This window comes from Mesorhizobium sp. M0011 (assembly GCF_040324155.1).
Taxonomy (GTDB): Bacteria; Pseudomonadota; Alphaproteobacteria; order Rhizobiales; family Rhizobiaceae; genus Mesorhizobium.
Genome location: NZ_JAMYVQ010000004.1, coordinates 44,165 through 63,254 on the forward strand (window position 1 = coordinate 44,165; position 19,090 = coordinate 63,254).

Consider the following 19,090-nt stretch of genomic DNA (forward strand, 5'->3'; position numbering starts at 1 on the left):
GCGATGAAAACAGTCTGGCGCATCCTCCGCATTGTTCTCTATACGCTGCTGATCGTGGTTGCGGGAGCGATCGGCGCGCTGGTGGTGCTGACCAAGACCGAGCGCGGCCGCGACAATCTCGCCGGCATCATTTCGCGGCTGGCCTCGGACGACGACCGCAAGATCACGGTCAGCGGCATAGACGGCATCTGGTCCGGGGCGCTCAGCGTCGATCATGTCGTGCTGGAGGATCGCGGGGGCGCCTGGCTGGTGGCGCGCAAGGTGGCCGTCGACTGGTCGCCGCTGGCGCTGCTGTCGAAAAGCTTCAGCGCCGACCGTATCGCTGCCGAGCGCATCGAACTGGCCCGCCTGCCGGTGGCCGGCACGCAACAGCCGGCGCCGAGCGGCACGACGACGCTGCCGGTTTCCATCGACATCAAGCAGATCGATCTGCCCGAGATCGCGCTTGGCCAGCAACTGGCCGGCAGCGGCATCGCCGAGCTTGCGGCCAAGGGATCGGTCAAGGCCGATGCCGCGCCGCTGGCGGTCGAGACGGTGCTCAACATCACCCGCCATGACGGCAAGCAAGGTAATGTCGACGCCAAGATCCACTTTGCGCCGGCAGACAACAGGCTCGATCTCGACCTGAAGGCCTCGGAGCCGGCAGGCGGTATCATCGCCAACCTGCTCAAGCTGCCCGACACGCCGCCGGTCGACATAAATGTCTCGGGCACCGGGCCGCTCGCAAATTGGAACGGCATCGGCACGTTCTCAGTCGACGGCAAGATCGTCACCCAGCTGACGGGTCGCCACCAACTGACCGACAAGGGCAATCATATCGAGGCCAAGGGCGACGGCGATTTCGCTCGCTTCCTGCCTGAGAATCTCAAGCCGCTGTTTGCCGGCAAGACCAGTTTCGACATTGCCGGCACCGCCACGTCGGCCGGTGGCGTCAGTGTCGACCGCGCCAACATCGACAGCGATGCCGTGCACGGCACCGCGACCGGCATTGTCGATCCTGCCGGCGCCAGCGACCTCTCGGTCGAACTCGCCGCCAAGGGGCCGCCCGTGGTGATCAGCGTCGGCAGCAAGGCGCAGCCGATCACGCTGGCGATCAGCAATGCCACCGCCCGCGCCTTCGGCGACGGCAAGGCGCCGATCATCGACGTCGGCGCCTCCTTCGTCTCCATCGTCGCCGGCGGCACGCGGCTGGATGATCTGGCGGCCCAGATCCATTCCGACGGTTTTGACATCCAGAGCCGCGCCGGGCCGGTCACCGTCAAGCTGGAGGCGGGCGGCCTCAACACCGACGTGGCGACGCTGGCGCCGCTGATCACCGGCAAGATCGATGTCGATCTGGCCGGGTCGGTCAGCAAGGACGCCATTGCCATCGACCAGGGCACGCTGCGTTCCGACGCGCTCAACGCTTCGCTGACCGCGACGGTGGCGCTTGCCGACCTGTCGATGCAGCTCAAGATGAACGCGGATGCCGTGGCGACGGCCTTTCCGCCGCAGATCGCCTCGGTGCTCGGCGCCCGGGTGAAATTCTCGGCCAGCGCGGCCCGCGACCCGCAAGGGTCTTTCGCCGCCAACTCGATCGAGTTCACGTCCGGCACGCTTAGCGCCGCCGGCACGGCCAGCATGCAAGGCACCGACATCCAGGCCGACATCAAGGGCAAACTGGGCGATATTTCCGTGCTGTCGCCGACAGTCGGCGTGCCGGTTGCCGGTGGCGTCGATTTCGCGCTGTCGGCAAGTGGCGCCATGACGGCGCCGGATTTCACGGTTGCCGCCGATAGCGACAGCCTGACGGCATCGGGCCGCACGGTGAAGAGCATCAAGCTGACGGCAAACGGCAAGGCCGATATCACCAGTCCCGCCGCCAACGTATCGCTGACCGGCTCCGTCAACGACCAGCCGCTCGACATCAAGGCAGCGCTGGTGACAAGCGAGGGCAAGCGTTCGATCAACGGATTCCTGATCTCGCTGGGCGACAACAAGGTCTCGGGCGATCTCGCGCTGGACGACAAGTACATGCCGCTCGGCACGCTGACGCTCGATGCACCCACTATCGACCAGCTGGCCGCACTGGCCGGGCAGGCGGTGACGGGCGACATCGACGGCACCATCCGCTTCGCCAAGGATGGCGACGCGCCCTCCGTTGCGATCGATGCGAAGAGCACATCGATCGCGCGCGGTGAGGTGACGGCCAAGGCCATCACCGTCAATGCGCTGATCGCCAATTATCTCAAGGCGCCTGCGATCGCGGGTACGATCAAGGCCGACAGCGTCACCTCCGGAACCACCGAAATCGGCGGCATCGGCGTCGACCTGAAGCGCGAAGGCGACTGGACTAATTTCACCGGCGGCGCCACCATAGCGGGCATTCCGGCAACCGCTGCCGGCCGGGTGAAGATCGCCGATGGCACGACCAGCGTCGAGATTGCCTCGGGCGAAGCCACTGTTCGCGGCATCAAGGCGGCAATCGCTCAGGCGTCGACAATGAGCATCGCCAACGGCACGACCAGCATCGAGAAACTGGCTCTCGATGTCGGCGGCGGTTCGGTGACGCTGTCGGGCACTGCCGGTCAGACGCTCGACCTTGCGGCGCAATTTTCGGCACTGCCCGCGGCGCTCGCCAATGAATTTTCGCCCGGCCTCGATGCTGTGGGCACGCTCAGCGGCACGGCTGGTGTGACCGGACCGCCGGCCGCGCCCGATGTCCGCTTCAATGCGCAACTGGCCGGTATCGAAACCAGCCAGACCCGGCAGGCCGGGCTCGGGCTGCTCGCCGTCGATGCGGCCGGCAGCTACACCTTGGCCGGCGGCGTGATGCTCGATCAGGCGACGCTGACCGGCGACAAGATTTCCGGCAAGGCGGCCGGCACCCTCAACCCGAACGGCGCCAGCGATTTTGTGCTCGATCTCATATCATCCGGCCCCAGCTTGCCCCTGACTGTCGGCAGCGCCGAGAGCCCGGTCAAGATCGAGGTCCAGTCCTTGTCGGCAAAGGTGGCGGGCGAGAGCACGCGGGCCCGCCTGGATGTCTCCGCGATCCTGCCCTCGATCGTCACCAGTCCGGCGAGGGTGGACGGGCTTGCCCTGGCGTTGCATTCGGATGCGTTCGATCTCAAGAACCGTGCAGGGCCGGTTTCCGGCACAGTGTCGGTGGACAAGGTCGGTCTCGACAATCCGGTGATCGCGCCGCTGATCGCCGGCAAGGTCACGGCAGCCGTCAGCGGCCGCCTGACGGCCGACCTGTTTGCCATCGACAGCGGCTCGCTCAAGAGCGATGCGTTGAACAGCCAGGTCGCCGGCCAGGTATCGCTGCGAGACGGTGCCATCGACCTCAATCTCAAGGCGGATGCCCCATCGTCGGCCTTGCCGGCGGCGGCGCGCGGCATGCTTGGCGAACGCGCTGAGATCAGCGCCACGCTGAAGCGCGATCCCAAGGGCAGCATCAACATAGGCGGATTGAAGCTGGCCTCGGGTGCGCTGACCGCCGACGGGCAAGCCAGCCTTGCCGACAACAAGGTGGCCGCCGACATCAAGGGCGCGCTGAGCGACATCTCTCTGCTGTCGAAGGATGCCAAGGGCGCCATCGCCTTTGCGTTGAACGCACAGGGGCCGGCCACCGCGCCGGACCTGTCACTGACGGTCGACAGCGACAGGCTGCTGGTGGCGGCGCGAGAGATCACCGGGTTGAAGCTGACCGCCACCGGCAAGGCCGATGCCGCCAATCCGGCAGCCAACGTGCAACTGACCGGCAATGTCGCCGGCCAGGCGCTGCAAGGCAGCGCGGTGCTGGCGACGGCTGACGGCAAGAGCGCCATCAACGGGCTGCTGCTGTCGCTGGGCAAGAACAGGATCTCCGGAGATCTGGCGCTGGACGAGAAGTTCGTGCCGGTCGGCACCATCGCGCTCGACCTGCCCGATATCGGCCCGCTCGCGGCACTGGCGCTGGAAAAGGCCGAAGGCGACGTACGCGGCACGATTGCCTTCTCGAAGAATGGCGCAGCACCCCAGGTCGCCATCAAGGCGGCGACAGCGTCGATTACGCGCGGCGACCTGCAGGCGAAAGCCGTCTCGATCGATGCGCTGGTCGCCAACTATCTGGCGGCGCCCGTGATCTCCGGAAAGATCCACGCCGACACCGTCATTTCGGGCGGCACCGTGATCAGCGGCATCGATGTCGATTTGAAGCGCGACGGCGACTGGACCGGTTTTTCCGGCGGCGCCACAGTCAAGGGCATTCCGGCACAGGCTGCTGGCCGCGTGAAAGTGGCCAACGGCACGACGACCATCGAGCTTGCCTCCGGCCAGGCGACCGTCCAGGGCATCAAGGCGGCCATTGCCCAAGCCTCGACCGTCAGCATCGCCAATGGCACGACGACGCTGGACAGGCTGGTGCTCAACCTTGGGGGTGGCACGGCGACGGTAACCGGCAAGGTCGGCACGGCGCTCGACATCAATGCGACACTGGCGCGGGTGCCAATGTCGCTGGCCAACAGTTTCTCGCCGGGGCTCGACGCCGCCGGCTCGATTTCGGGCACGGTCAAGGTGACGGGCGCGCCGGCGAACCCTGCCATTGCCTTCAAGATCGACGCGGCCGGGGTGCAGACCTCGCAGACCCGAGGTGCTGGTGTCGGCGCGGTGAATATTTCCTCATCCGGCACCTTTGCCGCCAGCAAGCTGACCTTCAACGCCAATGTCAGCGGTGCAGCCGGCCTAGGTCTCAAGGGCGGCGGCACGGTGACGACGGCAGGCACGCCGACGCTGGCGCTCGATTTCAATGGAGCCGTGCCGTTCGGCCTGCTCAGCCAGAAGCTTGCCGCGCAGGGCCTGTCGCTGTCTGGAACCGCCAATGTCAACGTGCAGGTGCGCGGTCCCGCGACATCGCCCGTCATCGGTGGCAGCGTCAGCACCTCCGGTGCGCGCCTTGTCGATGCGCGCTCCGGCCTCGCCGTCAACGATCTCGCCGCCGATGTCTCGATTGCCGGCGGCGTCGCCAGGATCAACCGGCTGACCGGAACGCTGTCCACGCGCGGCAGCCTGTCGGCCAGCGGCACGGTCGGCATCAACCCGGCGCAGGGTTTTCCGGCCGATTTGTCGATCAAGCTGGTCGACGGCCGCTATACGGACGGAAGGGTGGTGACCGCCAATCTCGGGGGCGACCTGACGATCAAGGGACCGCTGACCTCCGCACCGGTCATTGCCGGCACCGTGAATCTCGCCAAGACGGTGATCACGGTTCCGGACAAATTGCCGGGCTCGCTGGCGGCGCTCGACGTCAAGCACAAGAACGCGCCAGCTGCGGTCAAGGCACAGGACAAGGCGCTGCGGCCGCCGACGACCAGCGGCAAGGGCGGCGGTAGCGGCCTTGCGCTCGATGTCACGGTCAACGCCCCGAACCAGATCTTCATCCAGGGCAGGGGCGTCGATGCCGAACTTGGCGGCTCGCTCAGGCTGACCGGCCCGGCCTCGTCGCCGCAAGCGGTCGGCACCTTCACCTTGCAGCGCGGACGGCTGTCGATCCTCGGCAAGCGGCTGACCTTCACCGAAGGCACGGTCGGGTTTTCCGGCTCGCTGGTGCCCTATCTCAATTTGACGGCGACCACGACGACGACCAGCGCCACCGTCACCATCGTGGTGTCGGGCGAAGCGACCAATCCGAAGTTCACCTTCTCCTCCGTGCCGGCACTGCCCGAGGACGAGGTGCTGGCGCAATTGATCTTCGGCCGCTCGATGTCGAACCTGTCGCCGCTGCAGATCGCCCAGCTCGCAGAGGCCGCCGGGCAACTGGCCGGCGTCGGCGGCTCGACGTCGCTGCTGGAAAACCTGCGCAGCGCCATTGGCGTCGACGATCTCGACGTCACCACCGACGACCAGGGCGGCACGGCGGTTTCGGCGGGCAAATACCTCAACGACCGCACCTATGTCACGATCCAGAAGGGCGACAAGCCGGGCTCGGGCAAGGCTACGATCGACCTCAATGTCGGGCGCGGCGTCAAGCTGCGCGGCGAGGCCAACGATGCCGGCGAAGGCAAGGGCGGCATCTTCTACGAGAAGGAATACTGATAGTTCGGCAGGGCTTTTGGCCTCATGATGGATCGATTCTGGCGCTGTTCGGGCTGGAGTAAATGTCTCAGTTTAATCGACTATCGAGATTCCAGAAGAATCCGTCGGACAGTAGCAAATTTGCGCCAAGACTGTCGTTATCACGCGAACCGCTCCCCTTTCAAAGTTGCACATTCCCTAACATGTTCTCAATCCACGCCGTCTTTGACATCATGGCCTGGATGCGGAATGTTAAAAGGCGGAAAGCCAACAATGGGAGTTAAGTCATGACAATTTATAAGAGTAATGGCGATCGCGTTCCGGATCACATCCTGGCCATGGCCGAAGAAGCCAAGGCAGGCAAGGTGGACCGCCGCGAATTCCTGGCCATGGCCAGCGTCTTCGGCGCATCGACGGCAATGGCTTACGGCTTGCTCGGGCTCGCCGATCCGACGCCGGCGAAGGCCGAAGAGGTAAAGGGCAAGAAGGGCGGCACGCTGAAGATCGCCCAGTGGATCAAGGATCCCAAGGACCCGCGCAAGGCCGACTGGTCGGAAATCGCCAATGCCGAGCGCCAGGCGCTCGAGCCGCTGGTCAAGTACACGTCCGAATACACGTTCCGCCCCTATCTGCTGGAAAGCTGGGACGTCAACGACGATGCCACGCAGTACACGCTGCATGTGCGCAAGGGCGTCACCTGGTCGAATGGCGATGCCTTCACAGCCGATGACGTCATCTTCAACCTGAAGCGCTGGGCCGACAAGAAAGCCGAAGGCAACTCCATGCCCGGCCGTCTCGGCTCGCTGGTCAAGGACGACAAGCTCGACGAAAGCGCCGTGACCAAGCCGGACGACCACACGGTCGTGCTGAAGCTCACCAAGCCGGACATCGCGCTGATTCCGAACATGTGCGACTATCCCGGCCTCATCGTCCACAAGACCTTTGACGAGAAGGGCGGCGACTTCAAGGCCTGCCCGATCGGCACCGGTCCGTTCGAACTCGTCTCCTATGATGTCGGTCAGAAGGTGGTCTACAAGCGCCGCACCGACGACAAGTGGTGGGACGGCGAAGTGTTCCTCGACGGCCTGGAATTCATCGACTACGGCACCGATCCGGCAGCCATGGTCAGCGCTTTCGAAGCCGGCGAAGTGCACACCAATTTCGAGACTTCGGCCGACTACGTATCGATCCTCGACGGCATGGACCTGGTGAAGTCGGAGATCGTCACCGCGTCGACCATCGTCTGCCGCACCAACGTCAACAACAAGCCCTATGGCGACCAGAAGGTGCGCAACGCGCTGCAGCTTGCGGTCGACAACAATGTCGTCTTGCAGCTCGGCTACGGCAATGCCGGCTCGGTCGCCGAAAACCACCATGTCTGCTCGATCCATCCGGAATATTACGAGCTGCCCAAGGTTGCCCGTGATCCGGCCAAGGCGAAGGCGCTGATGGCGGAAGCCGGCCAGGCCGACTTCGAACACGAGCTGATCACCGTCGATGAGGACTGGCACAAGAACACCGGCGATGCGATCGCCGCCCAGTTGCGCGACGCCGGCATCAAGGTGAAGCGCACCGTCCTGCCGGGTTCGACGTTCTGGAACGACTGGACGAAGTATCCGCTGTCGATGACCAACTGGAACATGCGCCCGCTCGGCGTCCAGGTTCTGGCCATCGCCTATCGCACCGGAGAGGCCTGGAACGAGGCCGGCTGGTCGAATCCGGACTGGGATGCCAAGCTCAATGCGGCGCTCGCCGTTGCCGACGCCGCCAAGCGCAAGGAGATGATGAAGGACATCGAGCAGACCCTGCAGGATTCCGGCATCATGATCCAGCCGTACTGGCGCAAGCTCTACAGCCACTCGGTCAAGGCGGTGCAGAACTACAAGATGCACCCGACCTTCGAGCGCGACTACGGCAAGGTCTGGCTCGAGCAGGCTTGATCGCATCGACATAGGGGAAGGGGCTCGCTCCCTTCCCCTGCTCTTTGCATCGTCCGTCCCTCCTGGTCCGCACTTTCTCAAAAAAGTTGCGGACTCGCGGGCAAGGCCATGCAACAAAAACAGGGTTGATCGCATCCGAAGGCCTGTTTGACAGCCAGCCCCGCCGGTTACGGCAGGGTTGGCTTTCATAGCCGGCTCAAACCCCAACCCATCGGCAGGGGGCCGCCATGCTTTCCTTCGTTATCAGGCGTCTTGGCACCATGGCATTGACGATGCTGTGCCTGACCATGGTCGTCTTCTTCCTGATCAACCTCGAACCCAATCTGAAGAAGCTGGCGATCAGCCAGACCGAAATGCATACGTCGGCCGAGCAGCTCGAGAGCTGGCTGGTCAACCATGGCTATCGGCAGAACTTCTTCGTCCGCTATGGGCAGTGGCTGGGCGTGGTGCCCAAGCAACCTGTGACAGACCCGGCGACCGGCAAGCCGGCGCAGCGTTTCTCCTTCTGCAACGATCCGCTCGTCCCGACCTTCGCCGGCGTTTTCCAGGGCGATTTCGGCTGCTCGACCAAGTTCAAGGCGACCGTCGCCTCAAAACTGTTTCCGGCACTCGGCGCTACGGGCATCCTGATGTTCTGGGTGCTGGTGGTGATGGTGCCGATCTCGCTGCTGATCGGCATTCTGGCCGGCATGCGCGAGGGGTCGCGAACCGACCGCGTGCTGTCGGTGGCATCGATCGCCTCGACGGCGACGCCTGAATATGTGTCGGGCGTCATCTTCACCGTCATCTTCGCCTCATGGCTAGGCTGGCTGAACGGCTCGGCGGCTTCGGCCAGCCAGGGCATCACCTTCTATAATTTCACTTTGCCGGTGATGACGCTGGCGATTTACGGCATCGGCTACATCGCCCGCATGACGCGTGCCTCGATGGTCGAAGTGATGACGCAGCAATATATCCGCACTGCCAGGTTGAAGGGTCTTTCCTTCGGCAGCGTCGTGGTCAAACATGCCTTGCGCAACGCGCTGATCGCACCGTTCACCGTCATCATGCTGCAGTTTCCCTGGCTGCTCACCGGCGTCGTCATCGTCGAGGTGATGTTTCGTTACCAGGGCTTCGGCTACACGCTGGTCGAGGCGGCCGGCAACAACGACATCGACCTTTTGCTCGGCTGCTCGCTGGTCTCGGTGTTCATCGTCTTGATCACGCAGCTCATTTCCGATGTCGGCTACGCATTTCTCAATCCGCGTATCAGAGTTCAGTAGGGAGCGAAGCGGATGCCGGTTCAATACATCAGTGGCTTCACCGTCGTTCTCGAAGTGCTGTCGCGCTTCTGGCCGGTCTGGATCGCGCTCGTCATCGTCATGGGCGCGAGCTTCGCCTACAAGAAGAAGCTGGCGCTCTACGGCCAGCTGTTCGACAGCGGTGTCGGCATCGTCGGCGTCGGCATCTGCCTGTTCTGGCTGTTCACGGCAATCTTCGCCGCGACCGTTTCTCCCTTCGATCCGCTGGCCCAGATTCCCATCATGAAGGATGTGCTGCCGGGCGCCGTCGAACCGAAATCGGGGCTGACCTATCTGTTCGGCGGCGACAAGCTGGCGCGCGACGTGTTTTCGCGCATGGTCTATGGCAGCCAGATCGTGCTGATCATCGCGCCTGCGGCAACCGGCTTCGCGCTGATGGTCGGCATCACGCTCGGCCTGCCCGCCGGCTACTACGGCGGCAAGATCGACACCGTGCTGTCGTTCCTGGCCAATCTCGTGCTGGCCTTCCCTGTGATCCTGCTGTTCTACCTTTTGGTGACGCCGGGCATCATGGACACGCCGATCCCTTATGGCATGGCCGGCGTCTTCTTCCTGTTCCCGATCATCTTCTTCAGCGTGCTGTTCTGGACCCGCTACAAAAACCGGCCCGACCGGCTCTACATCCTGCTCGGCATCACCCTGATCCTCGGCGGCTGGATCTATGCCGGCCTGGTCTTCGACGCCGATCCGCTGAAGATCGTGCATATCGACCCCAACCAGCTCAATATCTTCGTGGCGGTGGTGTTCGCGTCCAGCCCCGGCGTGTTCCGCATCGTGCGTGGCTTGGTGATGGACATCAAGACGCGTGACTATGTGGCGGCGGCGCAGACGCGCGGTGAATCGCCCTGGTACATCATGCTATGGGAGATCCTGCCCAATGCGCGCGGGCCACTGATCGTCGACGCCTGCCTGCGCATCGGCTACACCACGATCCTGCTCGGCACGCTCGGTTATTTCGGCCTTGGCCTGGCGCCGGAAAGTCCGGACTGGGGCACTGCGATCAAGGACGCCAGCCGCCTGCTGCGCTCCTTCATCCACCCGGCGTTGCCGCCGACGATCGCACTGATGTCGTTCGTGCTGGGCTTGAACCTGCTCGCCGACTCGCTGCGCGAACAATCGATGAAAGACTGATCTCGCGGGTTTCGACCCGATGCGCCTGATAGAAACAGGCCTAGAAGAACCAGGATTGGAGCGACCCATGAACGAGGCAGTTCGAAATCCCGCCACGCCAACCAATGGGCCGGCCAACGCGCCGATCATCGAGATCGAGAACCTGTCGATCTCCTTCTTCACCCGCAAGGGCGAGATCCCGGCGGTCATGGATTTTTCCTGCACCGTCATGCCCGGCGAGGCGATGGGCATCGTCGGCGAATCCGGCTGCGGCAAGTCGACCGTGTCGCTCGGCATCATGCGCGACCTCTCCAACATCGGGAAGATCGTCGGCGGCAAGATCAAGTTCCAGGGCAAGGACATGGGCGAGCTCTCCGACGAGGAGTTGCGCTCCATTCGCGGCAACAAGATCGCGATGATCTACCAGGAGCCGATGGCGAGCCTGAACCCGGCGATGAAGGTCGGCCAGCAATTGATGGAAGTGCCGCTGATCCACGACAAGGTGTCGAAGGAAGAGGCCCATAAACGCGCGCTTGACATGGTGCGCGCGGTCAAGCTGCCTGATCCCGAGCGCATGATGCGCTCCTATCCGCACCAGCTCTCGGGCGGCCAGCAGCAACGCATCGTCATTGCCATGGCGCTGCTGTCGAAGCCGGCGCTGCTTTTGCTCGACGAACCGACGACGGCGCTCGACGTGACGGTGGAGGCCGGCATTGTCGACCTGGTCAAGGGGCTCGGCGAGAAGTTCGGCACGTCGATGATTTTCGTGTCGCACAATCTCGGCCTGATCCTGGAAACCTGCGACCGCATCACGGTTATGTATTCGGGCGAAGCGGTCGAAACGGGCAAGATCAAGGACGTGTTCGACCGGATGCGCCACCCTTATACGCAAGGGCTGTTCCGCTCGATCCCGCTGCCCGGCGCCGACAAGAACTCGCGGCCGCTAATTTCGATCCCCGGCCAGCTGCCGCTGCCGCACGAGCGGCCCAAGGGCTGCAATTTCGGCCCTCGCTGCCACCATTTCGTCGAGGGCGTCTGCAACGCCGCCGAAATCCCGATGATCGAGGTCGCGGGTCACGAAGGCCATTTCTCGCGCTGCGTGCGCTTCAACGAGATCGACTGGGAGGCGCTGCCGCCCGGCGCCAAAAAGGTCAATGAGCGCGTCGTGCCCGGCGCTCCGGTGCTCAAGATCGAGGATCTCAGAAAATACTACAGGGTGGGCGGCAGCGAGGTGTTCGGCTCGAGCGAGGGCCGCGTCGTCAAGGCCAACGAGACGATCTCGTTCATGGCGCGCGAATCCGAGACGGTTGCCATCGTCGGCGAATCCGGCTGCGGAAAGTCGACGCTGGCCAAGGTGCTGCTCGGGCTGGAGACGGCAAGTGCCGGCACGGTGACGCTGGGCAACAAGGAAATCCAGTCGACGGGCATCGAGAAGCGGAGTGTCGACACGGTGTCGTCGATCCAGATGGTGTTCCAGAACCCGTTCGACACGCTCAATCCCAGCCATTCGGTCGGTTCGCAGATCATCCGCACGCTGGAGAAGTTCAATGTCGGCAAGACGGTCGCCGACCGCCGCAAGCGCATGCTGGAGCTGCTCGACCTGGTGAAGCTGCCCAGGGCGTTCGAGACCCGCAAGCCGCGCCAGCTATCCGGCGGCCAGAAGCAGCGCATCGGCGTGGCGCGGGCCTTTGCCGGCGACGCCAAGGTGGTGGTGGCCGACGAGCCGGTCTCGGCACTCGACGTGTCGGTGCAGGCGGCGGTGACCGAACTGCTGATGGACATCCAGCGCAAGAACAAGACGACAATGCTGTTCATCAGCCATGATCTGTCGGTCGTGCGCTACATCGCCGACCGCGTCGTGGTCATGTATCTCGGCTATATTGTCGAGCAAGGCACGACCGACCAGATCTTCGCGCCGCCCTACCATCCCTATACCGAGGCGCTGCTGTCGGCGATCCCGATCGCCGACACCAGCGTGGTCAAGCGGCACATCGTGCTGGAGGGCGACATTCCCTCGGCGATGAACCCACCGTCCGGCTGCCCGTTCCAGACCCGCTGCGGCTACAAGAAGCTGGTGCCTGACAATCTGTGCGAGACCAAGGTGCCACCGGTCAAGCATCTCGGCGGCGGCCATATGAGCCTGTGCTGGCTCTCCGACGACGTGCTGGCAACGATGGAGCCGGTGATCAAGTTCGACAAGGAGCACGCCGCGCACGAAGGCGTGCCGGATGACGCGCCGCATGGCGATGGCCCCGGTTTTGCCGGCACGCCACCGAAGCGTCCGCGCGGCAAGACGGGCAGCGCGGAAGCCGATGCAGCGAGGCAGGCCGGCGAGGAGACGGAAGCCGTTTCGAAAGCCCGCCGTCACGAGGTCCGCGACGAGGTTTCGGAAACCGGCGATACCCCAAAGCCGGGCGTTTCTAGGAAACCGAACTGACCGGCATCAGGCAATGCCATCAATTCATATGCTGCGCAAAACATGCGTCCCTTGAGAATCTCAGTCTGTTGCTCTATGTGATGCGTGATGTTTGATGCTTGGAAAGGAGGACGAATTGTGAGAACGACACTTGCAATCGATGATGATGTCCTTCTTGCCGCCAAGGCTATGGCGCGGCAGCAGGATCGCAGCGTGGGAGAAGTCATTTCCGATCTGGTTCGCCGTTCGCTGCGTCGGCCGCAGGCGGGCGGTGAGCGCAACGGCATTCCCTTGCTTTCGTCGCGGCCCGGCGGGCCGATGGTCGATCTCGAAACGGTCAATGCGCTTCGCGACGAGCTGCCGTGACCTTCCTGCTCGACGTCAATGTGTTGATTGCGCTGATCGATCCGGCTCATGTCGCGCATGACGATGCCCATCGGTGGTTCGAATCCACCGGGCATCACTCATGGGCCACATGCCCCATCACCGAGAATGGCGTTATCAGGATCGTGGGCAACCCCAAATACCCCAACTCTCCTGGCTCCCCTGCCGTCGTCGCGCCGATCGTCGGCAAATTGCACGCACTTGCCGGACACCAGTTCTGGCCCGATGACATCAGCCTTGTCAGTTCCAGAGAGATCGACGCGGGCAAGATCCTGACTTCGACGCAAGTAACCGACAGTTATCTGCTGGCGCTGGCCAAGTCGCATGACGGCGAGTTGGCGACGTTCGACCGAAAGCTATCGACGACGGCGGTAAAATCAGGGAAGGCAATTCTTCATCTGATCCCAAGCAAATGAATCGCTGAGATCTTTTCTGCTCGAGGGGCGACATCACTTTTCCGCAGCGCCAAGTGATTTCACTTGGCTGCGTAATGCTCCGGCAAAGTCAGTTGCCGCACTCACTCAGTTGCTGCGCATAGTCCCGCGCCATCTTGTCGGTGGCCCGGGCATAGCCCTGGACGCCGGCATCGCCCCGGTTGCCGCGGCCATAGGCGGTCCAGCCGAGATAGTAGGCCAGGTAGAGATTGTAGGTATCGTTGCGGGCGACGCCGTACGTGTCGGATGTCTTGGAATGGTACCAGCCGACAAAGTCGACGGCGTCGGCGAATTTCGTCCGCCGTGCCGCCCAGTTGCCGGTCTCGCGCTGATATTGCGACCAGGTGCCGTCCAGCGCCTGCGAGAAGCCGGTGGCCGACGAGACATGCTTCCACGGAATGAAGCCGAGCAGCTTGGTGCGCGGCGGCCGTGCATTGCTCTTGAAACCGGATTCCTTGCGCACCGTCGCCATCAGCACGGGAACAGGGATGCCGTATTTCTGCTGGGCGCGCTCGGCGGCCGACTGCCAGTTGTCGAACCAGCCGTCATTCTGGTCGAAGACGGCACAGACATTGTTGATGTGGCTGGGCGGCGTGGCGCAGGCCGAAAGCGCCAGCAGCACGCAAACCGCACCAATTTTACTAAAACTCGAGCTACGCATCGGCAGAGCAATAGGCCGAAATCATAAAGGGAATCTTGCAGCGCTCGTTAACGCTTCGCCGGCGCAGTCTCTCAAGGAAATCCAGTATCGATAATCCGACGCACTTCGCCGCTTTTTCTAAACAGACATTGCAGAAATGCCGCCGTGGCTAAAATCACGCCCGCAAACGGCGTATTTCTGACAGCTTGCCCGGGCTGCCGGAGCTCTGATGCCGGGCATGAACGAACCAAGACGCAAACGCGGCGCCGAGCGCACCAGCAACAGAGGGCCATCGGCCATCCCGCAACTGCCGCTCAGGCGGGTGACAAATCCCTATCCGCCAATGGCCATGCTGTCGCCCGACCAGATCGAGCAGATCCATCAGGCGTCGATGCACATATTGGAAAATTTCGGCATCGAGGTGATGAGCCCGCGGGCGCTGTCGCTGTTCGAGAAGGCCGGCGCCAGGGTCGATCATGCCTCGGCGAATGTCCGCATCGATCGCGGTCTGATCGAAGACGTGCTGAAGACCACGCAACCCAGCTATGTGTTGACGCCGCGCAACCCGGCCAACGCGGTTCATCTGGGCGGCAACACCATCAATTTCACGCTCGTTGCCGGGCCGCCCAATGTGCACGATATGGAGCGCGGCCGCCGCGCCGGCAATTTGCGCGACTATGCGGATCTGACCCGGTTGGCGCAGCATTTCAACTGCATCCACATGCTGGGCAACCAGGTCTGCGCACCGGTGGAACTGCCGGCCAATTCCCGCCATCTCGACACCTATTTCACCAATCTGACGCTGACCGACAAGAGTTTCCATGTCTCGGCGATCGGGAGGGGCAGGGCGCTTGACGGCATCGAGATGATGGCGATTTCGCGCGGGCTGACGCTCGATCAGATGCGCGACGATCCCGGCATCACCACGATCATCTCGGTCAACTCGCCGCGCCGCTTCGACGAGATGATGGCCGAAGGACTGATGACCATGGCCGAGTTCGGCCAGTCGGTGGCGGTGACGCCGTTCACGCTGATGGGGGCGATGAGCCCGGTGACGCTGGCTGGCGCGCTGGCGCAGCAGAACGCCGAGGCGCTGTTCGGCGTCGTGCTGACGCAGCTTGTCCGTCCAGGCGCGCCGGTCATGTATGGCGCCTTCACCTCCAATGTCGACATGAAGTCCGGCGCGCCGGCCTTCGGCACGCCTGAGAACACCAAGGCCAACATTGCGTCGGGGCAACTGGCGCGGCGCTACGGGCTTCCGTACCGCACGACGCCGGGCTCGGCTTCCAACGCTGCCGATGCGCAGGGCGCCTATGAGACGCTGATGGCGCTGTGGGGCGCGGTGCTCGGCCACGGCAACCTCGTCTACCACGCCGCCGGCTGGCAGGAGGGCGGGCTGACGGCGTCGTTCGAAAAATTCATCATCGATGTCGAGATGATCCAGCACATGATGGAGTTCTTGCGCCCGATCGAGGTCAATGAGGCCGAGCTCGCCGTCGAGGCGTTGGGCGCGGTGCCGACCGGCGGCCATTTCTTCGGCGAACCGCACACGCTGGAGCGCTACGCCACCGCCTTCTACCAGCCGATGCTGTCCAACTGGCAGAATTACGAGGCGTGGCAGGAGGCTGGCGGGCTCGACGCGACGGCGCGCGCGACGCGGCTGTGGAAGAAGGCGCTGGAAGACTATGTCGAGCCGGTGATGGATATCGCCGTGCGCGAGGCGCTGGAGGCTTACATGGCCAGGCGGAAGGAAGCGATCGGGCAGGGCGAGCCGTGATCGTTCCCAGCTTGAATCCACTCACCCATCCAACTCACTGATAACAGAGCAAAACTCATGAAATCGCATGCAAAGGTCGTGGTCATTGGCGGTGGCGTCGTCGGGTGCTCCGTGCTGTTCCATCTCGCCCGCCACGGCTGGACCGATGTTGTCCTGCTGGAGCGCGACGAATTGACGTCCGGCTCGACCTGGCACGCGGCCGGCGGCATGCACACCATTAATGGCGACCCTAACGTCGCCAAGCTGCAGAAATACACCATCAACCTCTACAAGGAGATCGAGGAGCTTTCCGGGCAGGCGACCGGCGTGCATCTGACCGGTGGCGTGCTTCTGGCGGCAACCGAGGCGCGGCTGGACTGGCTGCGCGGCGTCGTCGCCAAGGGCCGCTATCTCGGCATCGAGCTGGAGGAGATCTCGCCCAACGAGGCGGCCGAACTGATGCCGCTTCTCGACCCCAGGCAGTTCGTCGGCGCCGTCAGGAACAAGGAGGACGGCCATCTCGACCCCTCGGGCGTCACCCATGCCTATGCCAAGGCCGCGCGGAAACTTGGGGCGGAAGTGGAGCGTTTCACCAAGGTCGAGGACATCGTGCGGCGTCCCGACGGGCTGTGGCGGGTCATCACCAACAAGGGCGAGGTGGTGGCCGAGCATGTCGTCAATGCCGGCGGCCTGTGGGCGCGCGAGGTCGGCCGCATGGTTGGTCTCGAACTGCCGGTGCTGGCCATGGAGCACATGTACCTGATCACCGAGGATATGCCGGAGGTCGCCGCCTGGAACGCCAAGACCGGCACCGAGATCATCCACGCGGTCGACTTCGATGGCGAGCTTTACCTGCGCCAGGAGCGCGGCGGCATGCTGATGGGCACCTATGAGAAGGCCAACAAGCCGTGGTCCGAATACCAGACGCCATGGAATTTCGGCCATGAACTGCTGGCGCCGGACATCGACCGCATCGCGCCGTCGCTGGAGGTCGGCTTCCGCCATTTCCCGGCCTTCCAGAACACCGGCATCAAGCAGATCATCAACGGCCCCTTCACCTTCGCGCCGGACGGCAACCCGCTGGTCGGGCCGGTGCGCGGGCTGCCGGGCTTCTGGGTCGCCTGCGGCGTCATGGCCGGTTTTTCGCAAGGCGGCGGCGTCGGCCTTGCTTTGTCGAACTGGATGATCGAGGGCGATCCCGGCGCCGATATCTGGGCGATGGATGTCGCGCGCTACGGCGACTGGGCGACGATGGCCTACACCAACGCCAAGGTGCGCGAGAATTATTCCAGGCGCTTTTCGATCCGCTTCCCCAATGAGGAGCTGCCCGCCGGGCGGCCGCTGAAGACGACGCCGATCTATGATCTGCTGTCTGCTGCGGGTGCGCAATGGGGCGTTGCCTATGGGCTGGAAGTGCCGCTGTGGTACGCGCCGGAAGGCGTCAAGGACGAATTCTCGTGGCGCCGCTCGAGCGACTTCACGCAGGTCGCCAAGGAGGTCGCGACGGTTCGTGACGGTGTCGGCCTGTCCGAGATTTCGAGCTTCGCCAAATACAAGGTGACGGGTGAGGGGGCGGCCGCCTGGCTCGACCGGATGCTTGCCTGCAAACTGCCGAAACCCGGCCGCATGACGCTGGCGCCGATGCTGAAGCAGGACGGCAGGCTGATCGGCGACTTCACGCTGGCCAATCTGGGGGAGGACGGCTGGTTCCTCGCCGGCTCCGGCATCGCCGAGCAATACCACATGCGCTGGTTCGAGCAGCACCTGCCAGACGATGGCTCGGTCCGCATCGAGGCGCTGGGCGCGAAGCTCACCGGCCTGTCGATCGCCGGCCCGAAGGCGCGGGATGTGCTGGCAAAGGCCACGCGTTCGGATGTCTCCAATGCGGCATTTTCCTTCATGGCCATTGGCCGGATGGATATCGGCATGGCGCCGTGCCTGGTCGGCCGTGTGAGCTATACCGGCGACCTCGGCTACGAAATCTGGGTGGCGCCGGAATACCAGCGCGCCGCCTATCAAGCGCTGATGGCGGCGGGCGAGGAATTCGGCATCGGCCTGTTCGGCTCGCGCGCCCTCAATGCGCTGCGGCTGGACAAGAATTACGGCTCATGGGGGCGCGAGTACCGGCCGATCTACGGACCGCTGGAAGCGGGGCTCGACCGCTTCGTTGCTTACGGCAAGGACGCCGATTTCATCGGCAAGGCCGCGGCGCTGGCCGAGCGCAAGCTGGGCGGCAAATTGCGCCTGCGCGCCTTTATCGTCGATGCCGACGATGCCGATGTCATTGGCGACGAGCCGATCTGGTTCGATGGTGCGGTGCGCGGCTGGGTGACGTCGGGCGGCTATGCGCATCATTCGAAGAAATCCGTCGCCATCGGCTATGTGCCGAAGGAGATCGCCGATGAGAGCGACGGCTTCGAAATCGAGCTGCTGGGCAAGCGCCATGCGGCGCGCATTCAGGCGGTGCCGCTTTTCGACGCCAATTTCGAACGGATGCGTGCCTGAAGCGCTTCGGCTTCGCTGATGCGCTTCAGATTCCTGTTTTGTGCATGTCGTTGTCCCAAAACCGCTGGGCACTTTTGGGCGACATGCACTAGGCACGCCCCTTCTTCTGGGCGTCAGGCGCTGCGGCGGTTGTCCAGCGCGAAGGCGCCGGCGCCCGCAAACACCAGATAGAGGAAGATGAAGCAGAACGAGATCGCCGAATCGCCGCCATTGTTGACCGGGAAGAAGTCGCGCGGCGCGTGCGCCATGAAATAGGCGATCGCCATTTCGCCGGCCAGAAGGAACGCGACCGGCCGGGTGAACAGGCCCAGCGCCAGCAGGATGCCGCCGGCGAATTCGAGGATGCCGGCGGTGAGTGACAGCCCGCTCAAAGCACCGGCGTGGTCGCTGATCGGGAAATTGAACAGTTTCTGGGTGCCGTGTTCGATGAACTGCAGCGCGGTCACGATGCGCAGAATGCCGAGTGCCTGCGGCTGATATTTGGCAAGGCCGTCGAAAAGCTTCATCTAAAACTCCCTTTAGCTTCCGGGATCGGCCATAGTTTATCGCCCGGCATTGGACCATTCAT

At 63.6% G+C, this 19,090-nt stretch carries 11 protein-coding genes; 9 read left to right on the forward strand and 2 right to left on the reverse strand.

Annotated elements, in window-relative coordinates:
• Positions 1 to 3 precede the first annotated feature (3 nt).
• The 7 genes from NKK51_RS05795 (at position 4) to NKK51_RS05825 (ending at position 13,603) form a co-directional block, all read left to right on the forward strand.
• Positions 4 to 6,057 carry a translocation/assembly module TamB domain-containing protein gene (locus NKK51_RS05795; protein ID WP_352551706.1) on the forward strand — a complete coding sequence of 2,018 codons (6,054 nt, stop codon included), beginning with the start codon at positions 4 to 6 and terminating at the stop codon, positions 6,055 to 6,057.
• Between the two features lie 266 nt (positions 6,058 to 6,323).
• The gene (locus NKK51_RS05800; protein WP_352551708.1) at positions 6,324 to 7,976 is read left to right on the forward strand and encodes an ABC transporter substrate-binding protein; all 1,653 of its coding nucleotides are present in this window, start codon (positions 6,324 to 6,326) and stop codon (positions 7,974 to 7,976) included.
• Between the two features lie 227 nt (positions 7,977 to 8,203).
• The gene (locus NKK51_RS05805) at positions 8,204 to 9,238 is read left to right on the forward strand and encodes an ABC transporter permease (RefSeq protein ID WP_027035014.1); all 1,035 of its coding nucleotides are present in this window, start codon (positions 8,204 to 8,206) and stop codon (positions 9,236 to 9,238) included.
• Positions 9,239 to 9,250: 12 nt separating this feature from the next.
• Positions 9,251 to 10,408, forward strand: a complete 1,158-nt coding sequence (locus NKK51_RS05810; protein ID WP_023813215.1) for an ABC transporter permease — start codon at positions 9,251 to 9,253, stop codon at positions 10,406 to 10,408.
• 67 nt (positions 10,409 to 10,475) lie between these two features.
• Positions 10,476 to 12,824, forward strand: coding sequence for a dipeptide ABC transporter ATP-binding protein (locus NKK51_RS05815; protein ID WP_128303439.1), 2,349 nt, complete (start codon positions 10,476 to 10,478; stop codon positions 12,822 to 12,824).
• Between the two features lie 117 nt (positions 12,825 to 12,941).
• Complete coding sequence (locus tag NKK51_RS05820) at positions 12,942 to 13,169, forward strand: ribbon-helix-helix domain-containing protein (RefSeq protein WP_023813213.1); 228 nt, start codon at positions 12,942 to 12,944, stop codon at positions 13,167 to 13,169.
• Entirely contained in the window at positions 13,166 to 13,603 is a 438-nt protein-coding gene (locus tag NKK51_RS05825; protein ID WP_023813212.1) for a TA system VapC family ribonuclease toxin, read from the forward strand. Before NKK51_RS05820 ends, NKK51_RS05825 begins: the two co-directional genes overlap by 4 nt.
• A gap of 88 nt (positions 13,604 to 13,691) precedes the next feature.
• On the opposite strand, the gene NKK51_RS05830 is transcribed toward NKK51_RS05825, so the two are convergent.
• Complete coding sequence (locus NKK51_RS05830; protein WP_352551710.1) at positions 13,692 to 14,282, reverse strand: transglycosylase SLT domain-containing protein; 591 nt, start codon at positions 14,280 to 14,282, stop codon at positions 13,692 to 13,694.
• A 217-nt stretch (positions 14,283 to 14,499) separates the two neighbouring features.
• Between NKK51_RS05830 and NKK51_RS05835 the strand changes: the two genes are divergently transcribed.
• Positions 14,500 to 16,038: a trimethylamine methyltransferase family protein gene (locus NKK51_RS05835; RefSeq protein ID WP_352551712.1), complete on the forward strand. Its 1,539-nt coding sequence runs from the start codon at positions 14,500 to 14,502 to the stop codon at positions 16,036 to 16,038.
• A gap of 57 nt (positions 16,039 to 16,095) precedes the next feature.
• Positions 16,096 to 18,522, forward strand: a complete 2,427-nt coding sequence (locus NKK51_RS05840) for a GcvT family protein (protein WP_352551713.1) — start codon at positions 16,096 to 16,098, stop codon at positions 18,520 to 18,522.
• A 113-nt stretch (positions 18,523 to 18,635) separates the two neighbouring features.
• Here NKK51_RS05840 and NKK51_RS05845 read toward each other — a convergent pair whose 3' ends face one another.
• Positions 18,636 to 19,028 (reverse strand): DoxX family protein, encoded by a 393-nt coding sequence (locus NKK51_RS05845; protein WP_352551715.1) that lies wholly within the window; start codon positions 19,026 to 19,028, stop codon positions 18,636 to 18,638.
• Positions 19,029 to 19,090 lie beyond the last annotated feature (62 nt).

Bases quoted from the DNA above. Each gene is read 5' to 3' on its own strand.
- NKK51_RS05795 (WP_352551706.1), top strand. From the start codon at position 4: ATGAAAACAGTCTGGCGCATCCTCCGCATTGTTCTCTATACGCTGCTG.
- NKK51_RS05830 (WP_352551710.1), bottom strand. From the start codon at position 14,282: ATGCGTAGCTCGAGTTTTAGTAAAATTGGTGCGGTTTGCGTGCTGCTG.
- NKK51_RS05800 (WP_352551708.1), top strand. From the start codon at position 6,324: ATGACAATTTATAAGAGTAATGGCGATCGCGTTCCGGATCACATCCTG.
- NKK51_RS05840 (WP_352551713.1), top strand. From the start codon at position 16,096: ATGAAATCGCATGCAAAGGTCGTGGTCATTGGCGGTGGCGTCGTCGGG.
- NKK51_RS05845 (WP_352551715.1), bottom strand. From the start codon at position 19,028: ATGAAGCTTTTCGACGGCCTTGCCAAATATCAGCCGCAGGCACTCGGC.
- NKK51_RS05805 (WP_027035014.1), top strand. From the start codon at position 8,204: ATGCTTTCCTTCGTTATCAGGCGTCTTGGCACCATGGCATTGACGATG.
- NKK51_RS05810 (WP_023813215.1), top strand. From the start codon at position 9,251: ATGCCGGTTCAATACATCAGTGGCTTCACCGTCGTTCTCGAAGTGCTG.
- NKK51_RS05815 (WP_128303439.1), top strand. From the start codon at position 10,476: ATGAACGAGGCAGTTCGAAATCCCGCCACGCCAACCAATGGGCCGGCC.
- NKK51_RS05835 (WP_352551712.1), top strand. From the start codon at position 14,500: ATGAACGAACCAAGACGCAAACGCGGCGCCGAGCGCACCAGCAACAGA.